This is a genomic window from Stenotrophomonas sp. STEN021 (assembly GCF_056760175.1).
Genome location: NZ_JBRREH010000017.1, coordinates 1 through 23,351 on the forward strand (window position 1 = coordinate 1; position 23,351 = coordinate 23,351).

Consider the following 23,351-nt stretch of genomic DNA (forward strand, 5'->3'; position numbering starts at 1 on the left):
ACCCGTCGAAAAGCGTCAGAAACGGCGCAAAATCGATCATATCGAGGTCGACTTGGCGCCTTGACGCTGAAATCCAAGTATCAGAGCGCTTTGATCAGACCTTCCCTAGGAATGCCTTGAGGATTCCGAGCGACAGTTCCATGTAGCAGGAGATCTATTGCCAAGGGGGCGCGACAAACGGCGCTGCTGTCCAAGTAAGTCCAACCGCATCCAATCAACTAAGGGGTACAAATGGGGGTATTTTTAATTTTGAATTTATATTTATTGAATCAAAAACAAGTGGTTGTATCGACTATTTGGGTCAGATAAGCACCATCGCCTGATCCCATGGCGTCCAGGCAAGTCCAAAATTCATGCCAAGCCCGCAGAAATGCGGGCTTTTGTGCATCTTGGTCCGAGCTTGTCCACGGACATCTGTGCGGTATCTGGGGTGGCGACGACGGCAGGCTGAGTTTGGCATTGGTGATCGACTGCCATGCCCGGTAACTATTGGGTTGGCAGCTGTCGCATACCGCCAAGGCAAGCGCTGAAGACGATGACCCTGGATGTGGCATATGCCGTTACATTAAACGCGTGACCAGGGCAGCAGCAGATGGGTCATTGCGGAATCGTTCCGGGATAACCGGCTGTTCGATGAAATATTTTCAACATCGAACAGGACGCGGTTACGCGGCATGCCGTTGCGAATGGCGGCAAAGCGCCGGACCGAAATCATCGAGGGGGGCCGAAAGGAAGATGAGATATTTCAGGGATATCAATTTCCACACCGTTGACTACGATCGAGATGCTGAATGGATTTGGCTCTCAAACAACGTTGATTTCATCTACTCATGTGTTGTTTATCAGGAGAAAATAAAAGCAGCCGGGATCGCAAAATTGAACATCTATCTTGGAGCCCATGACCATCCGTGGGACCGGGAGGTCATCGGCGGGATAACTGGGATCAAGGAGAAGTTTTCTCCAAGTGCAATTGACAGTGGGTGGGAGTTTTTTGAGCGGTCACTGAGCGATGTAATTGCCAATGCTCTGTATAAATTATCTTCCGCCGGTTGTATGGATCGCCTTTGTGTGGGAAAGGTCGAGGAAAAGGTTCTATCTACGAATTTTGTCTACTCTCATGTTGTGAGAAAATTTCGCAGAGGCACTGATGGCCGAAGATTTGTACTTTCGTTGGAAACGGAGTTTGAATCGGTGCGATTTGTTCTGCTGGATGTGGCGAGAGAGGTCAAGTATCGGTTGTTGAATTTCTGGCCGTCTCCGTGGGTTGCACTGATGAAATTTCAATCGGCTGAATTTACCGAAGATGGCCGCCTGCAGGTTGTCATTCGTTGGCACGATGGTAGTGAGAGGGAAAGGTGGGGACGAAGAGTTTGCGAAGTCGATTCGGAATTGAATTTTCGCGAAGTTGCTGTGGTTGGCGAGAGAAAGAAGGGCTTTGAATTTGAAGTTCCATAGCTGCTTTGGTGCTTGCGTGATCACCGAACCGACTGCGGCACCCGTCGCAGCTTGCTTACGTCATAGCCCATTGCCTTGATGCTCTCCACTGCGCGTTGGTAATCCGCCGCCGAAACCTGCGGGGTGCGCGCCATGTACCAGACGTAGTCACGCTTGCTGCGGGCGACGATGGTCTGGCTATAGTCCTTGTCCACCCAGGCGATGATGTATTCGGCCTGGATCGGCCAGATGAACTGCACGCCCCAGACTGCGCCCTTTCGACGTGATCGATGCTGGATTGAGCTTGCCCCACACCTATCGCCGCTGCGGCAATTGTCGGTGCGCAGATTCATCAGCGGTGTGTCCTTGCCTTTCAATTGGCTGCATGCCGCGCACGATTTTTACGTATCTGGGTTGGCTCGCTTTCGGACGCTCGCCTGTAGTCGTTTTCTGCTGCGAGGCAGCACCCAGTTCATTGCTGACGCGTCTGTCGCGTTCAAGTCGTTGCGCGCAGATGGACCGATCAACATGCGCGTTTTCCTGCGGTCTATGGCAGTGCGTGTGCGCGATGTTCAATCAGCAGCAGACAAGGTTGCCGAGTATGGCGATGGCAACGCAACGACAGCAGCGTCCTGCACTGGATCAGATCGTAAGAGTGCCAGGCAAAGTTTGAATTCAGAGCTTTGCAATTTTTGCTCGCACTCATCAATAGCTGTTAGTTGTTAATATATGTGATAAAGATGTGAAGCCGCAGGATGAAGCGGCGTCTCAATTGGTTCGGAAGTTTCATATCCGCAACTTCGCATGGAGTGCGGTAACAGGGGGAAAAACATGAAGATCACCATCCATCGGCCTGCCGTTCTGGCAGCCGGTTTCATCGCGTTCGTGTCAGCGACGGCAAGCTTTCCAAGCCACGCTTTTCTGGGCATGTCGTCGGACAAATGCAAAGAGGCGCGGGGAACCCTGCGTATCGTCGAGCCGGATGACGGCATGGGAATCTGGGCTACGTACGGCCTGCCCGCACCTACGCGCATGCTGCGGGTGCTGGTAAACGACTCCAAGTGCTTTACCGTGCTTGATCGCGGCGCCGGGTTCACCGCAGCGCAGGCTGAGCGTGAGCTGGCCATGGGCGGGCACTTGCAGGAAGGTCAGAATATCGGCGGTGGGCAGATGCGTGGCGCGGACTTCGTGCTGGTGCCGGATATCGTCTCGCAGAATCCCAATGCCGGTGGCATGAGCATCGGTGCAGGCGCATCCAATGGCGGCAGCAAGCGCGGCTTGATGGGGGCGATGATGAACGTTGCCACCTTGGGCGTGGCAGGCAAGCTGTCGACGAAAAGGCAGACCGCCGAAGTGGTGCTGACCCTGGTGGATGTCCGCACGTCCGAGCAGCTTGTCAGTGTGACCGGCGAAGCCAAAATCACCGACAAGGCGTGGGCGGCAGCGGTGTCTGCCTCGAACGTGCAGGGCAGCGCGGGAGTAAATGCTGGCAGCTGGGACAACACCGAGATCGGCAAGGTCATCAAGGAGGCCTACGAAGAGGCCTATGAGCGGATGGTTGAGGAGGTCAGCAAAAAGCGCGGTGTGTTGGCCAATCGCAATGTGCCGCAGGCAACCCATGGAGTGGCGCCGGTAGCGCCACCGGATGCCTACCAGACCTTGGCCGCATCGCAAGCGAGGCTGGCCAATGCCGCCGCAGCAAGGTTGCAGGAACGGCCTGCGGTGCCGATGGCGGTACATGCCGACGCAGCGCACGCCGGTGCAATGGGCAGCCTGCCGGGCCAGGCCATGCAGCATGGCGTGAATCTCGTTGTTGACGGCGCTGTGGCACCGGCCGCAATGGGCGCGTTGCCTGATTCCGGCGGCATGGCTGGCGCTGCGGGCCAGATGTTGCAGCAGGTTGCAGGCCAGGGCGTGGGTGCCGGTGTGGCGCAGGCTGCGATGGGGGCTGTGGCGCAGCAGGGCGGCATGCTGGGCGCTGCCGGCCAAGTGGTACAGCAGGTTGCAGGTCAGGGCATCGGTGCAGGTGTGGCGCAGGCTGCGATGGGCCTGGCAGCCCAGCAGGGCGGAATGGTCGGTGCAGCTGGGCAGGTGGCGCAGCAGGTTGCCGGCCAGGGCATCGGCGCGGGTGTGGCGCAGGCTGCGATGGGCTTGGCCGCCCAGCAGGGCGGCATGGTGGCGGCAGCGGGGCAGGTGGCGCAGCAGGTAGCAAGCCAGAATTTGGCCGCCGGTAGCCAGGTGGCCGCCGCTGCGGGGACCATGATGTTGCATCGCATGGCGCGACTGCTGGCCCAGCCGGACAGCCAGGCGACTGTGGTGGCTGAACTCAAGCCGGGCATGCTCGCTTATCCCACCGGGGGGCGAAATGGCGGAATGATCGAAGTCGATGACGAAATGGGCAATCGTGGTTGGTTGCCGTCGGCAGTGCTTGGCGTCAAGCAGTAATCCACGTCTGGCCGGGCGTTCTGGCACGGATCCTTGGTCCGTGCCAGGCGCCGGTTGCGCCAGCTATGCCACTCTGGTGCGTTGCAGTTCCGCACGACTTCCCGCCACGCTGCAGCCACTGTAGCCCCGGCACACAAGCGCACACTCCTGCAGTGGCTGCAGGGCTGTTATCGCCGCCGCGCACGCCGGGCCTACGCAGCGGTTGCAATGCTCTTGGCCGCGGCAGGCTATCGCCATCGGCCGGATCGTGACAATGAACGGGCGCGCTATTGGCGCCGCTCTGGACGCTTTCCAGGGCTTAGCTTCGCCAGGCCATGATCAATGTCCATTGTGATCAACGCACCGACTGCGGCACCCGCCGCAGCTTGCTCACGTCATAGCCCATGGCCTTGATGCGCTCCACTGCACGTTGGTAGTCCGCTGCTGAAACCTGCGGGGTGCGCGCCATGTACCAGACGTAGTCACGTTTGCTGCGGGCGACGATGGTCTGGCTGTAGCCCTCGTCCACCCAGGCGATGATGTATTCGGCCTGGATCGGCCAGATGAACTGCATGCCCCAGACTGCGCCCTTGCCTTCGGCTTCGACCTTGCCGATGGGGTGCATGGATTCCAGCGGTGCCTGGAAGCTGCCCTTGCGGTAGGTGAAGGTGGTCTGGATCCGGCCATCCGGGCGCAATGCGTAGCTTTCCACTGCATCGAAGGCTTCGCGCTCGGGGCGCGACGGAATATGCGCGATCACATACCAGTCGCCCATGAAGCGCGGTACATCCACCGATGCCGGGCGCGGGATCGGGCGCGTGTCCAGGTTGCTGCAACCAGTGCCGAACAAGGCAATGGACAGCATCGACAGAAACGGAAGGGTTCGCATGCTCGGGCCTGCCTTCAGCTTGGGCGGAACAGGTAGTGTGCTACCAGCCATTGCTGGCCATCGTCGTATCCGAACAGCTCCGCGCAGGCCATCCAGAACATGCGCCAGCGCTGCCACCAGATGCGTGCAGCGATGTCGCTGCCGTAGGTTTGCACCAGCAACGGCATGATCTGTTCGCGTGCGGCGTCCTGGCGCTGCAGCCAATGGTTGGCGGTGCGCTGGTAGTGGCGGCCATCCAGCAGCCAACGCTGCTGCAGCTGCATGTCGCGCTGGAAATGCAGTAGGGTATCGGCGGCCGGCATCAGGCCGCCGGTGAAGAAGTGGCGGCCCATCCAGTTGTCCTCGCCGATCGTGTCGAACGGGTACATATGCGTGCGATGGACAAAGATGTGCACGAACAGCGCACCGTCGGGCTTCAGCCAGCGGGAAATGCGTGCAAGCAGGCGCTCGTAGTTGCGTATGTGCTCGAACATCTCCACCGATACACAACGGTCGAAGGTTGCGGCGGGCAATTGCAGCTGATTGACGTCGATGGTCAATACCTCGACGTTTTCCAACCCGCGTGCCCTGCACTGGGCCAGGATGTGCTGGCGCTGGCTGTGCGAGTTGGAGACGGCGGTGATGCGGGCGCCAGGATAGCGTTCGGCCATCCACAGGGTCAGCGAGCCCCAGCCACAACCCAACTCCAGGATGTGCTGGCCATTGGCGAGCGCGGCGCGTTGCCCGTACAGCTCCAGCATCGCGTCCTCGGCTTGATCCAGGGTTTCAGTGCCGGTGTGGTAATAGCAGCTGCTGTACTTCAAGCGGCTGCCAAGGCAGGCCTGGAAGAACGCCGCGGGAACTTCGTAGTGCTGGCGGTTGGCGGCATCTGCATGCAGCGCGAGCGGGCTGTTGGACAACTCGGCAATGCGCCGGCTGAAGCGGTCCGACTGCGCTTGCAGGCCTTCTTCCGATTCTTCTTGCAGGCGCTGTGCGCACAGGCGGCGGATACCCCAACGCAGGGCGGCATCCGGCAGCCAGCCGCGCTCTGCCCAACCGGTCAGTCCGGGTTCGGCATAGATGGCAGAATCCAGTGGCGTGGCTGCGTTCATGGCGATTGCTCCTTGCTGGTGCGAGGAAACCACGGGAAGAACATCGGGGTGCTGCGCTGGTAGGCGCGGTAGTCGTCGCCACGGCTGCGTAGCGCCTGTTTCTCGGTGAACGGAACGCCGCTCAGGTAGCGCAGGAACAGATACATCAGCACCGGGCCGGTCCACGCCAGCCACCACAGCGGTGAACCAACGGCAAGCAGCACGTAGGTGAACCAGTGCAGCCACTCGAAGAAATAGTTCGGGTGTCGCGAGTAGCGCCACAGCCCCTGCCGACAGGTACGGCCCTTGTTGGCTGGGATTGCGCGAAAGTGTGCGAGCTGACGGTCCGCAACGGACTCGCCCAGCACGCTCAGCAGCCAAACCAATGCAGCTGCGATGACCCAGCCATAGCCATCGGCGCGCGGATTGCCGGCTACCGCGACAAACGGCAGCGCGAACAGAACTACCAACAGTGCCTGGACAATGAAGAAACCGAAGATCTTGCCTTGGTGGCTGCGCCAATGTTCGCGCAGGTACTTGTAGCGACCATCCTCGGACTCGTGGCGCACGCGCTGCCATAAATGCAGGGCGAGGCGACCTCCCCACAATCCGCCCAGAACCGCCAAGCTGATGCGCGGCAAGGCTGCGCCGTCACCCAGCCATGCGAGCAACAAGGCGGCAGCGGCCAGAACTTTGGCCCAGAGCACATCGACGACGCCGATATTGCGATGGCGGCGCTGCCAAGCCCAGCCCCAGAGCATGATCGCCACGGCGTACAACAACACCCAGCCTAGATTGCTCATGTGGAAGCACCTGTCAGTGGAACTTGGGTGGGCCTGTGGGACCAGCGGCGTGCGCTCGTGACCAGCAGTGTCAGTGCGACGCTCCAGCCGATGCCAAGCAACAGCAATCCTTGCCACGCTGGTGCAGCAAAATGCACGGCGTCGAAACCGCGTGCGGCGGACAGATAGGCCAGCGGTGCCAACAGCGGTCCGAACGTCACCGGCAGCAGCCAGTGCCGTTGCAGGAAGGCCATCGAGGAGGTCAGGGTCATCGCAAACGCCGCCCACAACGCCATGATCCACGGCGGCGGTGCCCTGCCAAATGGTGCAGCGGCGTAGTCGACTCGGCCGCTTGCCGCCGCCAGCCCGTCAACCAACCAGGCACAGACCAGCGCCAGCAGCAGCAAGCGCCACTCGGTTCGTGGCTGGGCGGCGCTGCAAAACTGGCTGGCTATGTAGAGCGCCGCGGCCAGCAGGGCCGGCCATTGCCAACCGCGCCCGGCACCAGCCACGGCGCACAGCCAGACCAGTTGGTTGCCCAGCAGGTTGAGCAGGGTCCGGCGCATGTCAGCTGATCTGCCCGGCGTTGGCTGCGGGTTGATAGCCGGGCCGGGCCAGCAACAGGTGCGATACGCCGATCGAGCGCTCCAGAAAGCCACCCTCGCAGTAGGCTAGATAGAACTCCCAGAGCCTGCAGAAACGCGGGTCGAAGCCCTGTGCGTGCACTGAAGGCAGCTGTGCCATGAAGCGCTGGCGCCAGGCACGCAGGGTCAATGCATAGGAGTAGCCGAAGTCGTGCTGGGCCACCAGCTGCAGATCGCTGGCCCGCGTCTTCGCCGCCAGGATTGCATTGATCGAGGGAATGAAGCTACCGGGGAATACGAAGCGCTTGATGTAATCCACACTGCGCCGGGCCTGCTCGTAGCGATGGTCTTCGATTGTGATCGCCTGCAGCAGGGCAACGCCATCGGGCTTGAGCAGCCGCTGCAGGGTGGCCATGTAGGTGTCCAGGTACTCGGCACCTATGGCCTCGATCATCTCGATCGAGACCAGCTTGTCGTACTGGCCTTCAAGATCGCGGTAGTCCTGCATCAGCAGGGTGATCCGATCCTGCAGCCCGGCCTTACTCACGCGCTGGGCAGCCAGTGCGTGCTGCTCCGCCGAGATGGTGGTTGTAGTTACATGGCAGCCGTAGTGGCGCGCCGCGTGCACGGCGAAGCCACCCCAGCCGGTACCGATCTCGATCACCCGGTCGCCCGGCTGCAACTGCAGTTGCTGGCAGATGCGGTCGAGTTTGCGCTGCGAGGCTTGCTCAAGCGATGTGTTTTCGTCTGCAAACAGGGCGGGCGAATACATGAGGTCCGGCGACAGGAACAGCGAGAAAAAATCGTTGCCGAGGTCATAGTGCGCGGCGATGTTGCGGCGACTGCCTTCGCGGCTGTTGCGGCGCAGCCGGTTCCAGCAACGCAGCAGCCAGCCGCCAATACGTGCAGGGCCGCGCTCCATGCCATCGAGCAGGTCACGGTTGCGCACCAATATGCGCACCAGTGTCACCAGGTCATCGCAGCGCCAGTCGCCATTGATATAGCTTTCGCCGGCGCCGACGCTGCCTTGTGCGGCTACCTTGCGGTAGAACGCGGGGTCGTCGATGGTCACCGTGGTTTGCAGCTGCGTTGAAGCATCGCCGAGCACCACCTCGCCCAGCGCGTCGCGCACACGCAGGCAACCATCGCGCAGTGGTGCGAGTTCGGCCAGCAGTCGGCGTCGAAGCAGCGCATCCAGCGCACCCGGTTGCGGCAGGGCTACCGAGGAGGTCATCTGGTTCATCGCGTTTTCTCGGCAAGGGAAGGGTGGTCATGGACCGGGTTGCGCTTCAGCCACAGCCGCAGTGCCTGCCAATGAATGGCGGCCACTACCTGCAGGGTCATCAGCGGGTAGCAGGCCAGGACCCGCGCCAAGCCTGCACCATCGAGCGGGTGGCGCTGCAGGGACTGGATAGCATCGAACTGGCGCAGGCCTTCGCGCCATACCTGCATATGTATCCGCAGGTCTGCACCAGGCGCGGTCAGGCGCCAGTCGTAGCGGCAGTCCATCGCCATGAACGGCGAAACGTGGAAACACTTGTCGAACTGCCAGCGCAGCGCTCGGCCGGAGTGCTCTGCTGTTTCAGCTGGCAGCACATAGGCGTGGCGCTCTTTCCATGGCGTGTTGGTAATTTCCGCCACGATGCAGTCCAGGGTGACGCCATCGGCCTGGTAGCAGTAGTAGAAGCTGACCGGATTGAACACATGGCCCGCAACGCGCAGATGGGTAAGCAGGCGCACCGGTCCGGCCGGGCGATGGCCCAGCACGGATGCCGCATGCTCCCGCACTGCATCCGCCAATGGCAGCGCGGGGTCACCGAAGTAATCGCTGCGGCGGAACTCGGCCAGGTTGCGACGGTTCACCGACCACAGCCAGCGCCCGGCAAAGATCCGCTCCAGCTCGTCCAGGTCAAGCAGCAGCTGGGCGATGGGATAGCGGAAGGCATGCGGATGCGGCCGATGCCGGCGATGCACCACATGTCCGATATAGATGGCGCTGGTACTCATGTTGTCAGTGCCGGTTTTGAGCGCCGCGGCGCATTCGTCCTGTGCTCAGCCAGTACATCAACCACGCGGCGGGCACTGCGGATGCCATCTTCATGGAAGCCCCAGCCCCAATAGGCACCCACGAACCAGGTGCGGCGCCGGCCCTGCAGCTCGGCCCAGCGCTGTTGCGCGGCGATGGCCGCGTGGTTGTGCACCGGGTGCGCATACTGCATGCGACGCAGCACCTTGGCCGGATCGATCCGGGTGCTGTTGTTGAGCGTCACCACCAGTGGCGTATCACCGGGCAGGCCCTGCAGCAGGTTCATGCAGTAGCTGACCGTGCATGGTGCAGCCCGATCCTGCGGCACCTGCGCGTTCCACGCTGCCCACGCCTTGCGGTTGCGTGGCAGCAGTGACGCATCGGTATGCAGTACCACTTCATTGCGCTGGTAGCTGATGGCGTCCAGCACATCATGTTCCAGGGGGCTCGCATCGGCGAGCAGCTTCAGCGCCTGGTCACTGTGGCAGGCCATGATCACCTCATCGAAGCTCTCAACGCCTGCGGTGCTGTGCACCCTGGCCTCCCATGGCGTCCGCTCGACCGCCAATACGGGACACGCAAGCCGCTCACGTACCTGCCAGCGCGCCCGCAGGGCGTCGACGTAGCGCGCCGAACCGCCTTTCACAACCCGCCACGGTGCACGCCCGCGCATCTGCAGCATCTGGTGGTTGGCCATGAACTGGACCAGGTAGCGCGCCGGGAAATCGCGCACGGTTGCAGTCGGCGATGACCACAGGGCCGATGCCATTGGCAGCAGGTGCTCCTCGACGAAGGCTTCGCCATAGCGCTGGCTGTGCAGGTACTCGCCCAGCGTGGGGCCAGCGCCGCCTTCGAGCAGCGCCGGGGCCTCACGGTAGAAGCGGCGCAGGTCGCGCAGCATGCCCCAGAAGCGTGGTGACAGCAGGTTGCGGCGTTGGCAGAACAGGCCATCGAGTGATGTGGCGTTGTATTCCACGCCGCTGCGCTCGCTGCGCATCGAGAAGCTCATCGTGGTCGGCTGTGAGGCAACACCGAGCTCATCAAACAGCGTGGTCAGCAGCGGATAATGCAGTGGGTTGAAGACGATGAAGCCGGTGTCCACTGCCATTCGCCGCCCATCCACCTGTAGATCATGGGTGTGGGTATGGCCGCCGAAGTGGCTGTTTGCCTCGAACAAGGTGACTTCGTGTTCGCCATCCAGCCACCAGGCGCTGGCCAGGCCGGCAATGCCCGAGCCAATGATCGCGATGCGCATCTCAGTTCCTCGCCTTGGCCAGCACCCACGCCGGAATCGGTTTGAGTTCTTTTACCAGGCCGAGCATCGCCATCACCCGCAGCCCATACCAGGTCAGGTCGATCTCCCACCAGCGGAATCCCTGCCGTGCCGTACCAGGGAAGAAGTGATGATTGTTGTGCCAGCCCTCGCCAAAGGTGATCAGTGCCAACCAGAGGTTGTTGCGGCTGTCATCGAGGGTGTCGAAGCGGCGGCGACCAAAACGGTGTGCCAGTGAGTTGATGGTGACGGTGGCATGGAACAGCAGCACCGTGGAGACGAAAAATCCCCACACCAGCAGTTGCATGCCGGAAGTCTGCAAGCCGGGTGCCCAGCGTTCAAGCGCCGCGCCCAGCGCGTACAGGGCTGCGGCCAGCAGCAGCGGCACCACGGTGTCGAAGCGGTCCAGCCAGCGCAGTTCCGGGAAACGGGCCAGATCCGGCACGCGTTGCAGGTCGGTGGCGAAGGCTTCACGGGTCAGGAACCAGCCGACATGGCTGCGCCAGAAGCCTTTGTGCTGGGGAGAATGCGGGTCCAGCGGTTGGTCGGCATGGCGGTGGTGATGCCGGTGGTGCGCCGCCCACCACAGCGGGCCGCGCTGCACGCTGGATGCACCGACAAGGGCAAACAGGAACTGCACCGCGCGCGATGTCTGGAAGGTGCGATGGGAAAAATAGCGGTGATAGAAGGCGGTGATGGCGAACATGCGCACCGCATACAAGGCCAGCGCGACACCAACCGCCGTCCACGACACACCTACCCAGATCACGCCAAGGCAGCCGAGGTGCAGCAGTGCGAAGGGCAGGGCGCGCAGCCAGTCGATGCGATCGCCTGCCTGCGCCGTGCCAGCGGACTCCCCGCCGCCGGCGGTATCGAACCAGCGCTGGAGCGTGTGCAGCAGGGCCATGCGTCGGCGGGGAAGGGGCGCTGCGGATGCCATGGAGCGTATCTCGAGAGATTTTCCATCCTTCTCTACGCAGCGCGGCAGCGAATGGATGCAGCGTAATGAAGATTTCATCGGAATCAGTCCGGCGCAGACGCACAGCGCGCTACCAGCGGCTGCTGTAGCTCGGCCTGCCATTGGGCAAGCGGGCGTTCCACCGCCTTCTGCGCGAAGCGCACCGTTACCACGGGGTAGTCCCCTTGGGCATCGCGCAGATTGCTGGTGCCGTGGAACTCCAGCAGACGCCGATCCGCATCGGCATAGACCAGTGCCAGGCGCGGCGCGACCACTCCATACCAGGCGTCCAATTGCACCTGAATGGACTGGGCGGCCATTCCCTGCCAGCGGACGGCGCCGACACGCTGCACCTGCACCGGGTAGTAGCGCTGCCGGCTGGGCACCAGAAACCGCAGGCGGAGTCGCTCGCCCTGCATCAACTGCTGCCAATGCGCGCGTACGGCGGCGTCGAAACCGGCATCAATCACCGCCTCGGCCGGTAGCGGCAGCCGCAGCGTCCGTGCTTTCGCTGCCGCATCCTCTTTCCAGTTCAGCTGTATGACGCCTTCACCCGTTGCCACGCTGGCGGCCTGGCCACTGCGCCGGTCCTCCCAGTGGTAGCTGGGAGTCTGAGCGGAACCGTTGACCTGCATCTGCTTGCGCGCGAAGGGCTGGCCGTCGGGGCACAAGTAGTGCACCCAACGCTCCGCTGCATCCCCGGCTCCGCGTTGCCAATGCAGCTCGCGGTAGGCCACTTTCCCGTCCCGGGTCGTAGCAGTGCCTTCACTGCGCAACAGCGGCGCCGCCGACGCCGCCAGGGGGAGGGACAACAACAGGCAGGCTGTGCGCATGGTGGCATCACGGAATGATCGTCCCTTGCCTACGGACGCGGCTGGCTGCTGGATGCAGGCAGGCCAGTGCATCCAAACGACGCTGGCGCGCGTAGGAAGGACAACACATTTACTGCAACCGCGCCTACGCAGATGTACCCTGATCCCCGCAACCTCCCTTCTCCATTCGACACCGCCCGGATCGTGTCCAGTTCAACGCAGCTGAGCAAAGAGCCAATCAACTGGGCCGGTGACATGGACGGGGTGGCTCGGCTGCGCGATCGCGACTGCTTCATGCGCATCTACGATCACTTCCTGCCACGCCTATGTGTGTACCTGCGCGGCTTGGGCGCACCTGACGCGGTTGCCGAAGAATTGGCGCAGGAATGCCTGTTGCGCCTGTGGTTGCGGGCCGCGGAATTCGATCCGGCCCAGGGCGCGTTGAGTACCTGGCTGTATCGCATCGCGCGCAACCTGCATATCGACCGTGTACGCCATGAGCGTAGCTGGACGCTGGTGCAGGCGGCGGTGGAGAACGCCGCCGCGGCTGATGTCCTGGACCGTAGCAGCGCCGAGCAGTTCGCCGATCATGCAAGGCTGCGCCAGCGCATCAACGAGCTGTCAGCGGTGCAGGCGCGGCTGGTGCGGATGTCCTATTTCGAAGCAAAGAGCCACGGCGAGATCGCGCAGGCATTGGGAATGCCGTTGGGCACGGTCAAGTCGCACCTGCGGCGGGCCTTCCTGCTGCTGCAGTCCAAGGTCGGAGGTGGGGCATGAATCCGCACCACCACCTGCACGAGTCCACCTTGATGAGCTATGCCGCCGGCGCGCTGCAGGCACCGCTGAGCATTGTTGCCGGTGCCCACCTCGAGCAGTGCCCGCACTGTCGGCAGCGCCTGCGTGACGCCGAGGCGGTCGGCTCTGCGTTGCTGGAGCAGACCCAGCCGGTGCTCGACGATACGCGGCGCGAAACACTGCGCGCCGCCATGCTGGCGCAGCTGATGGACGTGGACCCGCCAGCGATGCCGCCACCGGCGCGGCAGGCACCGCCGGAGCGACCACAGGCCGACCCGGAGTATCTGCCTGCATCGCTGCATCCGTATTTCGGCGACTCGCTGGCCAAGCTGCGCTGGCGCTGGATGGCGCCGGGCGTGCACTGCATCCGCGCGCAGCAGATGCCGTCGCTGATCATGCTGAAGATCGCGCCGGGCAAGTGCCTGCCCATGCACAGCCATGGCCGCAGTGAACTCACCCAGGTCCTGCGTGGTTCGTACAACGACGCGCTGGGGCTGTTCGCTTCCGGCGATGTGGCGGATCTGGATGCCGAGGTGGAGCACCAGCCGGTGACCGCGCCCGGTGTCCCGTGCATCTGTGTCTCGGCGCTGGATGCACCACTGGTATTCAGTGGTTGGTTGGCACGCAAGGTCCAGCGTTTCGTCAAACTCTAGTTCGCACTGAGGGGCCGATGATGAACGATGTTGGACGCCTGAAGATCGTGCTGACCGGGGCAAGTGGTTTGGTTGGGCAAGGTGTCGCGCTTGCCTGCGCAGGGTCCACGCATGTCAAACGCACGGTGGCGCTGGTGCGGCGCGCAGGCGGTCTGGTCACGGCAACACAGGAACTGGTGCTGGAGGATTTCCTGCAGGCCCATCGCCGCCAGGCCGACCTGGTGGGCTTCGATGCCTGTTTCTATTGCGCGGGCGCGCCGCCGGTGGGCACAGCGGAAGACGAGTACCGACGGGTCACGCTCGACACCACACTGGCAGTTGCGCAGACCTGGTTCGCGGCCAATCCACAGGCAATGTTCCTGTATATCTCGGGCGCGCACGCCAATCCCGAGAGCCACTTCATGCCCCTGCGCATCAAAGGCGAGGCGGAGCGGGCACTGGCCCAGCTGCCGGGGCGCACGGTGATGCTGCGGCCAGGCGGGGTGCGCCCTGTAGCGGGAACAGGCACACGGCATGGATCGTTGAAGCCACTTTATGTGCTTGCTGGGCCACTGATGCAGCTGACAGCTGCTGCGTTGCCGTCGGTGTTCACCAGCAATCTGATTCTTGGCCGCGCGATGATCGCCTTGGCACGCATGCGCGCCCCGCCTGCCGTGGTGGAATGCGCGCAGATCAATCAGCTTGGGAGTGCCGACGCGGCGTAAGCCTGCTGCTGCGGCACCGCGGACGCAGGGGGCGTGCTGCGTTTACAGCAACCCGGGATTTGCCTGCCAGACCGCGTAGTTGAGCACGCTGGCAAAGCCCACCCAGGCAAGATAGGGCAGCAACATGCAGGCCGCGACCTTGTGGATACGCCAGAACGCAATCAGCGTGGCGACGATCAACACCAGTAGCAGCAGGATATCGGCGAAAGCCAACGCGCCCTGTTTCCAGCCGAAGAACAGCCAGCTCCACAGCGCGTTGATGCCAAGCTGCAGCAGGTACAGGTGCAAAGCGGTTGCCGCCGCCCGCCAGCCGCGCGCTCGCCAGACAAGGAATGCCGCCAGCGCCATCAGCGCATACAAGGCGCTCCACATCGGCCCGAACAAGCTCGCCGGTGGCGCCCATGCGGGCAGTACAAGGTCGGCGTAGAAACTGGAGGCGGAGATGGAAGCGCGGGCACCAAGCGCTGCGGCGAGGAAGGTGACCAGCAGCCAGCCGGAAAAACCAAGGAGCTGTCTCGGTATCTGCATGGTGCTTGCTCGTCCTTTCCGGCGTGATCAGTTGCCGCTTGTACGCAGAAGTGCGGGATCCGGATGCAGTGACAGCAGCCAGTGACGCATCGATGCCTGGATCAATCCAGCAGGCCGATCCGCCCCCGCTGCATCGTTGCTTGAACAGGGACCGTTGTCAGAGCGCATCACGGCTGCACGTGGCAGCCGTGATGCCAAGCGCAGTGGTTACTGCTTGTTGATCGCGGAAATCCGCGTCTTGCCGATTCTTCTGCCTTCCAGGTCAATTACCTGCAGGCGCCAGCCAGACGAATCAACGGTATCGCCAACCACTGGCAGCCGCTCCAATGCATGCAGCAGCAAGCCCGACAGGCTGACATACAGTGGGCTTCGTTCCAGGGCAATGCCGGTGATGCGCTCAACGTCTTCGATCGACATGGACGCATCCACGATCCAGCTGCCGTCAATCTGCTCTGCGCCGAAGTCGGCGTCGCGGGTATCGGCAAGATCGCCTGCAATCGCCGCCAGCAGGTCGTTGGCGGTGACCAGGCCTTGCACACTGCCGTATTCGTCAACCACCACCGCCAACGGAAGCGGGTGCTGTTTGATCCGTTCCAGCGCCCGCAACGCGGTTGCGCCTTCGGGCAGCGTCAGCGGTTCGCGCAGGTAGTCGGCCAGCACCAGGGGCTTGCCAGCAAGCACGCCTGCCAACAGGTCGCGGCTCTGCACGACACCTTGCAGATTATCCAGTTCGCCATCGGCCACCAGCAGGCGGGTATGCGGCGAGCTCATCAACTGCGCGATGGTGTGCTCCGGGCCCTTGCCCAGGTCGATCCACTGAATATCGGCACGCACGGTCATCACGCTTGCGACCGAGCGGTCGGCCAGGGCCAGCACGCCGCGGATCATGTCGTGCTCGGACGCGGCCAGGCCCGATGGCAGTGAATCTTCCAGCTCGGGGTTGTCCCCGGCTGCAGTCTGCGCGGGACGCGATCCAAGCAGCTTGAGCACCGCATTGGCGGTGCGCTGCCGGAAAGAGAAGTTTCGTGCATGTTTCTCGCGGTTGAACTGCGTCCACTGGTTGAAGCCCTCGATCAGCACCGAGAACGCAATCGCAGCGTATAGATAGCCCTTGGGAATCTTGAAGCCCAGGCCTTCGGCCACCAGACTGAAGCCGATCATCAACAGGAAGCCAAGGCACAGGATCACCACCGTCGGATGACGGTTGACGAAACTGGTCAGCGGCTTGCTGGCCAACATCATCACCGCCATCGCAATGGTTACCGCGGCGAACATCACGCCGAGGTTGTCGACCATGCCGACCGCGGTGATCACCGAGTCCAGCGAGAACACCGCATCGAGGATGACGATCTGCGTCACCACCAGGCCGAAGCTGGCATATACCTTGTTGTCGCCAGCTTCATGTGAGCGCCCTTCAAGCCGCTCATGCAGTTCCATCGTCGCCTTGAACAACAGGAACAGACCGCCGACCAGCAGGATAAGGTCGCGGCCGGAGAAGGCGTGGTCGAATACGGAGAACAGCGGTGCGGTGAGCCGCATGATCCAGGACAGCGTGGCCAGCAGGCCCAGTCGCATCAACAGCGCCAGGCTCAATCCGATGAGGCGGGCCTTGTCACGCTGATGGGGAGGAAGCTTGTCCGCGAGGATCGCGATGAAGACGAGGTTGTCGATGCCGAGGATGATTTCCAGCACGACCAGTGTAGACAGACCCATCCAGATTGTTGGGTCGGATAACCATTCCATGCAGTGTTGGGGTAGCGGAGGAGCCCCGATCATCGCATGCGCGAATGGCTTGCTTCCTTTTTTGGACGATGCCGCTGTTTTTGTTCACTTTCCTGTTCATGGAATCGTTGCTGCATCCCGCAGCTGCAGCCGCGCGCAGGAAGTTCTGGTGAAGCGTGACGCAGGTGGATTGACCGGGATGCCACCGCAGGCTCGGCCGGCGCACCTTCCCCTGCCAATCAATCACAGGCTTTCTTCCGCCAGGAATTGATGCATCGCGAGCGCACCGCTGAGGCGCCCGTCGCCGGCCGATGACATGCTGCTGTCATCATCCCGCGCCACCATCTGCCGCTTTATCGGCGGCGGGACCTTGGGTTGTCGTGAAAAGCGCCAGGATCTGGGAGCAGGGCTATGAGCTGCGCCGCCGCTTGCTGCGGGGATTCTTCCTGCGCCGTGGCTCCCATGCCGATGATGCCGAGGACCTGGCGCAGGAGGTTTACCTGCGGCTGCTGCGTCGCAGTGGCGACGATGCCGAAGCCATCGCAAATCCAGAGGGTTACCTCTTCGCGGTCGCCGCCAACCTTGCGCGCGAGCACGCGCGCACGCAATCCACGCGGCCGCCGCTGGACGACGTTGATCTGCTTTCCGAGGTGCTGAAGAGCGAGGAAGACATCGAGGGCGAGTTCGAGCAGGTGCAGCGTTGGAGTGACATCCGCAGCGCCATCGCGCGCTTGCCTGCCACCACCCGCCGGGTGATGGAGCTGCACTATCGCGACGGCATGGAGTGCCTGCAGATCAGCGCGCAGCTTGATGTGTCGGTGCACATGGTGCGCAAGCATATAGGCAAGGGACTGGAAGCCTGCCGGCAGGCGCTTGGCACCAGGGAGGGTGCATGAACCCGAATACCACCGATTGCATGGACGGAAGTGTTGCCGAGCAGGGCGTGCAGTGGTTCCTGATCAACCGCGACGGGGCGCTGAACGACGTACAGCGGCGCGCATTCCTGGCCTGGCTGCGGCGTTCGCCGGAGCATGTGCGTGCCTATCTGCGTGCGTTGGATCTGCACCGGCAGGTAGGCGAGGCGATGCCGGCTGCATCGTCCGACCTGCTCGAAGGCGACCTGGTGGTTGCTGGCGCACGCCGGCCAATGGCCAAGGTCGTGCCCTTGTTCTCCAAGGCCTCGGCACACAAGGTCGCTCCAGCGCGACGTGGACGGCGCCGCTGGGTTGCCTTGGCCGCTGCTGCCTGCCTGGTGCTGCTGTTTGGGGCCTCGTTGTCGCACTTGTGGCCGCAGGAGCAGGTGTTGGCTGCAGGGCACGGTGAACTGCGCCAGCTGGTACTGGCGGATCGCACCCAGGTACGGCTCAACGCGGACAGCGCGATCCGCGTGCGCATGGGCTGGCTGGATCGACATGTGGAGCTGCTGCGCGGTGAGGCGAGTTTCGACGTGGCACCGGACCGGCGCACGTTCGAGGTGCAGGTAGGCGAGTTGCGGGTGCGCGATATCGGCACCGTGTTCGACGTGTCGCGGCGGTTGCAGAACACCCGTATCGGCGTGGTATCCGGCGAAGTCGAGGTCTGGAGGGGAGGGGCGGATCAGCAGCGCCTGGCGCGCCTGCTTGCCGGCCGAGTGGTGCTGGTGGACAACGATACCGGCGCGGTACAGCCCCTGGACATGCCTGCGTCGATGCTGCTGGATTGGCAGCAGCGCAAGGTCTCCTTCCTGGACGAGCGTCTGGATGAAGTGGCAGCGGCCTTCAATCGCCATAACCGCGTGCAGGTCGTGATCGAGGACGATGCAGCGGCGGCCATGCGCCTGTCCGGCAGCCTGGATGCGGACCGGATAGTGGCGTTGCAGGCATTCCTTGCCCGTGACCCGCGCTTCAAGGTGCAGCGCCGTGGTGACACCGTGCATGTCCATGGCCGCTGAAGGCAGCGGCTTGGGCCTGTAAGAAAAAATTCATCGAATCAGCGTTCTCCACTTCGCCGCAGCACCGCTCTTACTAGGGGAAGCCGACGTCACCTGCCGACGCGGCACATGCAATCTCCCTCCTCTAGGAACCGTGATGCGGAAGAAGCTCTACCTGTCGGTCGTTCTCGCACTATCCCCCTGCATTGCCGTGCCCGCATTGGCCGCCACGGATGGACTGGAAGCGAAGGTGACGACCGCGATCCCGGCGCAGTCGCTGGGGCATGCGTTGGAGCAGTTGTCGCGCAGTGCCGGCGTGCAGTTCCTCTATTCGCCAAGCGGTGCGCCGCGGATGGCTGCGGCGGTGCCGGGCGGCGCCACCGTCAAGCAGGCGCTGGATGTACTGCTGGCCGGTAGCGGGCTGAGCTACAGCGTGGTGGATGGCAACGTGATCGCCATCGACCCCGCGCCCGCCAAGCCGGCTGCCGTGCCGCCCGCGCCAGCCGTACCACGCGCCCCGGCGGCCGCCGCCGCGCCTACCTTGGGAACGGTGATGGTGATTGCCGCACACGAGGTCATCGACCAGAAAAAACAGTCGCCAGTGATCAAGGATTCGGTGATCTATGACGAGATGGACAGCTATGGCGATGAGACGCTGGCCGAGAGCCTGATGGCCGCGCCGGGCGTCAGCGCGGTGGAAGATGCCGGAGAGCCGCGTTACGTCACCGTGCGCGGTGTGCAGGCCAATCTCAACTACACCACCATCGATGGCATCGCCATTGCCAGCGTGGGTGGCAGCGGTTCCGGCGAGCGGATGAACAATCTGCAGCTGATCCCCAGCGACATCGGTACCCGTACCGATATCTACAAGAGCTTCAGTGCCGAGCAGGCACCGGATGCCATTGGTGGCGTGATCGACATCATCAGCCGCAGTGCGTTCGATCGCTCGGGGAAATACGTATTCGCCGACGTGGCTGGCATCTACTCCACCGCGGAGACCGATGTTGGCCGCAGCGCAGGCGGTGACCACAAGACGCTGGGGCACTTCGGCAAGAGTGCCAAGATGGTGTTCTCCAACCAGTTTGGCGCCGACCAGCAGTTCGGCATCGTCGCGGTGGCCCGCTATGAGCAGCGCTCGCGCAACAGCATCAAGCGCTGGGTCGAGTCCAATTACTACTTCAACGATGCGGGCAAGTACCTGACCGATGGCACCACCGCGCCTACCGACGCGACTGGCTGGAACGGCCTGCGCGCACCTGGCAACTTCAGCACCGGCACCTATACCAACTTCATCACCAATTTCGGTGGCTCGGCCAAGCTGGAATGGAAACCCAGTGACGATCCGTTCTATGCGTCGTTGTTGCTGTACTCGTACCGCTTCTACGAAAACTCGACGATGAACAAGACCGATCTGTACTCCAACGCGAAGTTCACGATCCGCGAGCAGACACCGGACGGCGGCACCACCCAGATCAACAGCATCTACATCAAGAACCGCCACGATCGCTGGGACCGCAACAACCGCGGTGCGATCGCCAGTTTCAACTGGGACATCGGTCCGCTGACCAGGCTGACCCTGCGCGGCGGCCACACCGAGGAAACCTTCGACAATACCCAGGTCTACTGGGGCGTGCGCGCCTACCCGAGCAATCTGTTCGTGGATTACGCGAATGACAAGCATGGCTTCCCGAACGCAGTGGGCGTGTCCGATCCAAGCCTGCTGACCAGTTCCAGCTTCAAGCTCAATCCAGCCCAGGCCTATATCTCGCCACGCGACGCGAAGGAGACCATCGACAACCTGCGCCTGGATTTCAGCCACAACATCGATGCCGACGCGCGTGGCTTCGGCGTTGCTGCCGGTGCCGAATACCGCCACCTCAATATCTGGCAGGACATCGACTTCAACTACTACAAGACCAGCGCAACCTTGAATGACTACCTGTACCCGGGCTCGACGCTGCTTGGTTCGGTGCCGGGCTTTCCGCTGATCGACAACAGCAAGCTCACCGAGGAATTGCTGCCGACCCTGGGCAACAACAATGCGGCCTATCCGAACGCGAACTTCACCAGCGACTACAAATACGTGGAGGACATCGCCAATGCCTACGTGTCTGCTCACTATGCATGGGATCGTCTGCTGCTGATCGGCGGCCTGCGCTACGACCACACCCGCTTCGATGCGTTCAGCCCCTACAGCAACAACGGCGGCGGCACCTATACGGCTGATTTCCTGAAGACCAGCGGCGGTTACAGCGACCTGCTGCCTTCGCTGAATGCCAGTTTCAGACTCAGCGAGAACCAGCGGCTGCGTTTCTCGGCGAGCCGGACGTTGGGCCGCCCGACCCCGAGCAACATCGCCCAGGCCACCAACAGCAGCTGTGCGGACGATGATGAGGGCAGGGGATATTGCAGCATCAAGCAAGGCAATGCCGGGCTGGATCCGCGCCGCTCGACGAACCTGGACTTGGCCTGGGAGAAGTACTTCAACGGCAACAACGGCATCGTTTCAGTTGCCTTGTTCGACAAGGTGATCAAGGACGATATCTACACCTTGACCACCTTCGAGGATATCGGCGACACCACCTACCGGGTTACCCAGCCGATGAACACCGATGAATCGCGGCTGCGCGGCGTCGAGTTCGCCATCGCCAACCGCAACCTGCGCTGGGGTCGTCACCGTTTCGACATGTTCTTCAATGCCACCGGCCTGGATGGGCGGACCAACTACAAGATCAGTGACGGTACCCCGCGCCGGCTTGATCGCCTGTTGTATCAGCCTGACTGGTCGGTCAATGGTTCGGCGATCTGGCGCATGCCGTGGAAAAGCGCCCAGCTGCGGGTTTCCGGCAACTACCGCAGCCGCATGCTGGTCGACTTCGGTGATACCGAGTGGCTTGATTCCTATTACGACCCCTGCATGACCTTCAACCTGGCCTTCAGCCACAAGATCAGCAAGCACGTCACGCTGAAGTACGAGGCCAAGAACCTGTTCAACACGCAGCCGACCTACAGCACTGGTCCCAACGGGCGTTTCCGTACCGAGATCGATGACTACGGCCGCTTCTACTACTTCCACATCATCTACAACTGAGGACGCGGCCCGTGGACAACTTCAATCGCAGGCGCTTCCTCGCGTTGTCGGGTCTGTCGGCGTTCGGCGCGTGGATGGGCACCGCGTCGCTGGCCGCACGGGCCGATGCCAGCGCGCTGAATCCGCGCAACCTGCTGGCATCGCCGCGTTTTGCCAGCACACCGTTCACCCTTGGGGTGGCATCCGGTGATCCCAGCCCCGATGGCATGGTGTTGTGGACGCGGCTGGCGACCGAGCCGCTCGCATTCGGCGGCGGCATCACGCCGCGGCCGATGCCGGTGCAGTGGCAGCTGGCGGCCGACGATGGCTTCCGTCGCGTGCTGCGGCAGGGTTCCGCACTTGCGCATCCCGAGCTCGGCCATGCCTTGCACGTGGAGCTGCAAGGGCTGGAGTCCGGCCGACCATACTGGTACCGCTTCAGCGTTGGCGGCCATCAAAGCGCGGTAGGCCGCACCTGCACCCTGCCTGCGGCAACGGCACAGGTGGACAGGATCCGCTTCGCGGTGGCCGGTTGCCAGCACTTCGAGGAAGGGCATTTCACCGGCTGGCGCTGCATCGCCGGGGAGCCACTGGATTTCGTCTTCCACTATGGCGACTACATCTACGAGGGCGAGAGCCAGCCGGGTGTGCGGCGGATGAATGGCCAGCCTTTCACCAACCTGCGCAACCACGTCGGGCCGCAGATCTACACGCTGGATGACTACCGCCGCCGCTATGCGCAATACAAGAGTGATGCCGACCTGCAGGCCGCGCATGCGGCCGCACCCTGGTTCGTGACCTTCGACGACCATGAAGTGGACAACAACTGGGCGGGGTCGGAGGACCAGGATGGAACCCTAAGCGAGGTGTTCCTGTTGCGACGCGCGCAGGCCTTCCAGGCCTATTACGAGAACATGCCGCTGCGCCGTTCGGCATTCCCGGTCAACGGGCATATGCAGCTGTATCGCCGCGCACGCTATGGCAACCTGATGGACCTGCATCTGCTCGACACTCGCCAATACCGCAGCAAGCAGGCGGACATGGCGTCGCGTGCGCAGGTCGAGTCGCCGGCACGCAGCATCGTCGGCACGCAGCAGGAGCGCTGGTTGTTCGATGGGCTCGCGGATGCGACGCCACGCTGGCATACCATTGCCCACCAGGTATCGCTGGGCAATTACGCACGCGAGAAGGATGGGCAGGTAGTGTCATCGGATGACCAATGGTCCGGTTACCTGGACAGCCGCCGGCGACTGCTCGACCACATCCAGACGCTGGGCTTCAACAACGTGGTCACCGCATGCGGTGACGCGCACCGCCACTACGCCAGCGACCTGGTGCAGGACAACGTCGACTCCGGGGTGATTTCCAGCGAGTTCCTGGCCACCTCGATCAGCTCCGGCGCCGATGGCCAGGGCGTCGACGCGATGGCACGCAATACGCTGCAACACAGCCCGCACCTGAAGGCCACCACCGACAAGCGCGGCTATGTGTTGTGCGACGTGACCCGCGATAGCTGGGTGGGTGACATGAAGACGATCGACCAGGTAATGCAGCCCAACGGCAAGCTCGAAAGCTGGCAGCGCTATGCAGTGGCGCATGGTCGACCGGGCCTGCAGGAGGTCTGAGGGCGCCGTCATCCGCTGAAACTCACGGATCATCTCTCTTCAAGCAATGCACGTGGAGTGTGCGAAGTCGTGGCTCCAGCGGATGACCGGCTC

General features: G+C 62.7%; 20 protein-coding genes and 1 pseudogene. 9 read left to right on the forward strand and 12 right to left on the reverse strand.

The genetic code is table 11. The features are described 5' to 3' along the window. Positions 1–633: 633 nt before the first annotated feature. Positions 634–1,455: a hypothetical protein gene (locus ACVOL0_RS05365; RefSeq protein WP_481548210.1), complete on the forward strand. Its 822-nt coding sequence runs from the start codon at positions 634–636 to the stop codon at positions 1,453–1,455. 20 nt (positions 1,456–1,475) lie between these two features. Here ACVOL0_RS05365 and ACVOL0_RS05370 read toward each other — a convergent pair. Continuing rightward, positions 1,476–1,709, reverse strand: a pseudogene (locus tag ACVOL0_RS05370) (lipocalin family protein); the annotation flags it as partial. Positions 1,710–2,265: 556 nt separating this feature from the next. Here ACVOL0_RS05370 and ACVOL0_RS05375 point away from each other — a divergent pair. Continuing rightward, a complete protein-coding gene (locus ACVOL0_RS05375; RefSeq protein WP_481548211.1) occupies positions 2,266–3,879 on the forward strand; it encodes a CsgG/HfaB family protein in 1,614 nt (537 codons plus the stop codon). Between the two features lie 334 nt (positions 3,880–4,213). Here ACVOL0_RS05375 and ACVOL0_RS05380 read toward each other — a convergent pair whose 3' ends face one another. The 9 genes from ACVOL0_RS05380 to ACVOL0_RS05420 form a co-directional block, all read right to left on the reverse strand. Continuing rightward, the gene (locus ACVOL0_RS05380) at positions 4,214–4,723 is read right to left on the reverse strand and encodes a lipocalin family protein (protein WP_481548254.1); all 510 of its coding nucleotides are present in this window, start codon (positions 4,721–4,723) and stop codon (positions 4,214–4,216) included. A gap of 38 nt (positions 4,724–4,761) precedes the next feature. Then, on the reverse strand, positions 4,762–5,838 hold the full coding sequence (locus ACVOL0_RS05385) for an SAM-dependent methyltransferase (RefSeq protein ID WP_481548212.1): 1,077 nt from the start codon (positions 5,836–5,838) through the stop codon (positions 4,762–4,764). Continuing rightward, complete coding sequence (locus ACVOL0_RS05390; RefSeq protein WP_481548213.1) at positions 5,835–6,620, reverse strand: DUF1295 domain-containing protein; 786 nt, start codon at positions 6,618–6,620, stop codon at positions 5,835–5,837. The genes ACVOL0_RS05385 and ACVOL0_RS05390 overlap by 4 nt, the downstream gene beginning before the upstream one ends. Then, complete coding sequence (locus tag ACVOL0_RS05395; RefSeq protein ID WP_481548214.1) at positions 6,617–7,165, reverse strand: DUF2878 domain-containing protein; 549 nt, start codon at positions 7,163–7,165, stop codon at positions 6,617–6,619. The genes ACVOL0_RS05390 and ACVOL0_RS05395 overlap by 4 nt, the downstream gene beginning before the upstream one ends. Before the next feature lies 1 nt (position 7,166). Further along, the gene (locus tag ACVOL0_RS05400; protein ID WP_481548215.1) at positions 7,167–8,426 is read right to left on the reverse strand and encodes a class I SAM-dependent methyltransferase; all 1,260 of its coding nucleotides are present in this window, start codon (positions 8,424–8,426) and stop codon (positions 7,167–7,169) included. Then, positions 8,423–9,190, reverse strand: a complete 768-nt coding sequence (locus tag ACVOL0_RS05405) for a DUF1365 domain-containing protein (RefSeq protein ID WP_481548216.1) — start codon at positions 9,188–9,190, stop codon at positions 8,423–8,425. The genes ACVOL0_RS05400 and ACVOL0_RS05405 overlap by 4 nt, the downstream gene beginning before the upstream one ends. After that, the gene (locus ACVOL0_RS05410) at positions 9,187–10,464 is read right to left on the reverse strand and encodes an NAD(P)/FAD-dependent oxidoreductase (protein WP_481548217.1); all 1,278 of its coding nucleotides are present in this window, start codon (positions 10,462–10,464) and stop codon (positions 9,187–9,189) included. The genes ACVOL0_RS05405 and ACVOL0_RS05410 overlap by 4 nt, the downstream gene beginning before the upstream one ends. A gap of 1 nt (position 10,465) precedes the next feature. Continuing rightward, positions 10,466–11,422, reverse strand: coding sequence for an acyl-CoA desaturase (locus ACVOL0_RS05415; protein ID WP_481548218.1), 957 nt, complete (start codon positions 11,420–11,422; stop codon positions 10,466–10,468). A gap of 83 nt (positions 11,423–11,505) precedes the next feature. Next, on the reverse strand, positions 11,506–12,273 hold the full coding sequence (locus tag ACVOL0_RS05420; protein ID WP_481548219.1) for a hypothetical protein: 768 nt from the start codon (positions 12,271–12,273) through the stop codon (positions 11,506–11,508). Positions 12,274–12,405: 132 nt separating this feature from the next. Between ACVOL0_RS05420 and ACVOL0_RS05425 the strand changes: the two genes are divergently transcribed. From ACVOL0_RS05425 to ACVOL0_RS05435, 3 genes are read left to right on the forward strand one after another with little or no spacing between them, the layout of a single operon-like run. Next, on the forward strand, positions 12,406–13,029 hold the full coding sequence (locus ACVOL0_RS05425; RefSeq protein ID WP_481548220.1) for a sigma-70 family RNA polymerase sigma factor: 624 nt from the start codon (positions 12,406–12,408) through the stop codon (positions 13,027–13,029). Beyond that, positions 13,026–13,700, forward strand: coding sequence for a ChrR family anti-sigma-E factor (locus ACVOL0_RS05430; protein WP_481548221.1), 675 nt, complete (start codon positions 13,026–13,028; stop codon positions 13,698–13,700). Before ACVOL0_RS05425 ends, ACVOL0_RS05430 begins: the two co-directional genes overlap by 4 nt. Positions 13,701–13,720: 20 nt before the next feature. Next, on the forward strand, positions 13,721–14,404 hold the full coding sequence (locus ACVOL0_RS05435) for a Rossmann-fold NAD(P)-binding domain-containing protein (protein WP_481548222.1): 684 nt from the start codon (positions 13,721–13,723) through the stop codon (positions 14,402–14,404). Between the two features lie 42 nt (positions 14,405–14,446). Here the strand turns inward: ACVOL0_RS05435 and ACVOL0_RS05440 are convergent, their stop codons facing one another. Both ACVOL0_RS05440 and ACVOL0_RS05445 read right to left on the reverse strand, forming a co-directional pair. Further along, positions 14,447–14,932: a TspO/MBR family protein gene (locus tag ACVOL0_RS05440; protein ID WP_481548223.1), complete on the reverse strand. Its 486-nt coding sequence runs from the start codon at positions 14,930–14,932 to the stop codon at positions 14,447–14,449. Between the two features lie 207 nt (positions 14,933–15,139). Further along, on the reverse strand, positions 15,140–16,675 hold the full coding sequence (locus tag ACVOL0_RS05445) for a TerC family protein (RefSeq protein WP_481548224.1): 1,536 nt from the start codon (positions 16,673–16,675) through the stop codon (positions 15,140–15,142). Between the two features lie 359 nt (positions 16,676–17,034). On the opposite strand from ACVOL0_RS05445, the gene ACVOL0_RS05450 reads away from it, so the two are divergent. The 4 genes from ACVOL0_RS05450 to ACVOL0_RS05465 all read left to right on the forward strand — a co-directional run bounded on the left by ACVOL0_RS05450 (position 17,035) and on the right by ACVOL0_RS05465 (position 23,258). Further along, positions 17,035–17,550, forward strand: coding sequence for an RNA polymerase sigma factor (locus tag ACVOL0_RS05450; RefSeq protein WP_481548225.1), 516 nt, complete (start codon positions 17,035–17,037; stop codon positions 17,548–17,550). After that, positions 17,547–18,584, forward strand: a complete 1,038-nt coding sequence (locus ACVOL0_RS05455; RefSeq protein ID WP_481548226.1) for a FecR family protein — start codon at positions 17,547–17,549, stop codon at positions 18,582–18,584. Before ACVOL0_RS05450 ends, ACVOL0_RS05455 begins: the two co-directional genes overlap by 4 nt. Positions 18,585–18,720: 136 nt before the next feature. After that, positions 18,721–21,654: a TonB-dependent receptor gene (locus tag ACVOL0_RS05460; protein WP_481548227.1), complete on the forward strand. Its 2,934-nt coding sequence runs from the start codon at positions 18,721–18,723 to the stop codon at positions 21,652–21,654. 11 nt (positions 21,655–21,665) lie between these two features. Further along, a complete protein-coding gene (locus ACVOL0_RS05465) occupies positions 21,666–23,258 on the forward strand; it encodes an alkaline phosphatase D family protein (protein WP_481548228.1) in 1,593 nt (530 codons plus the stop codon). The last annotated feature ends 93 nt before the right edge of the window (positions 23,259–23,351 follow it).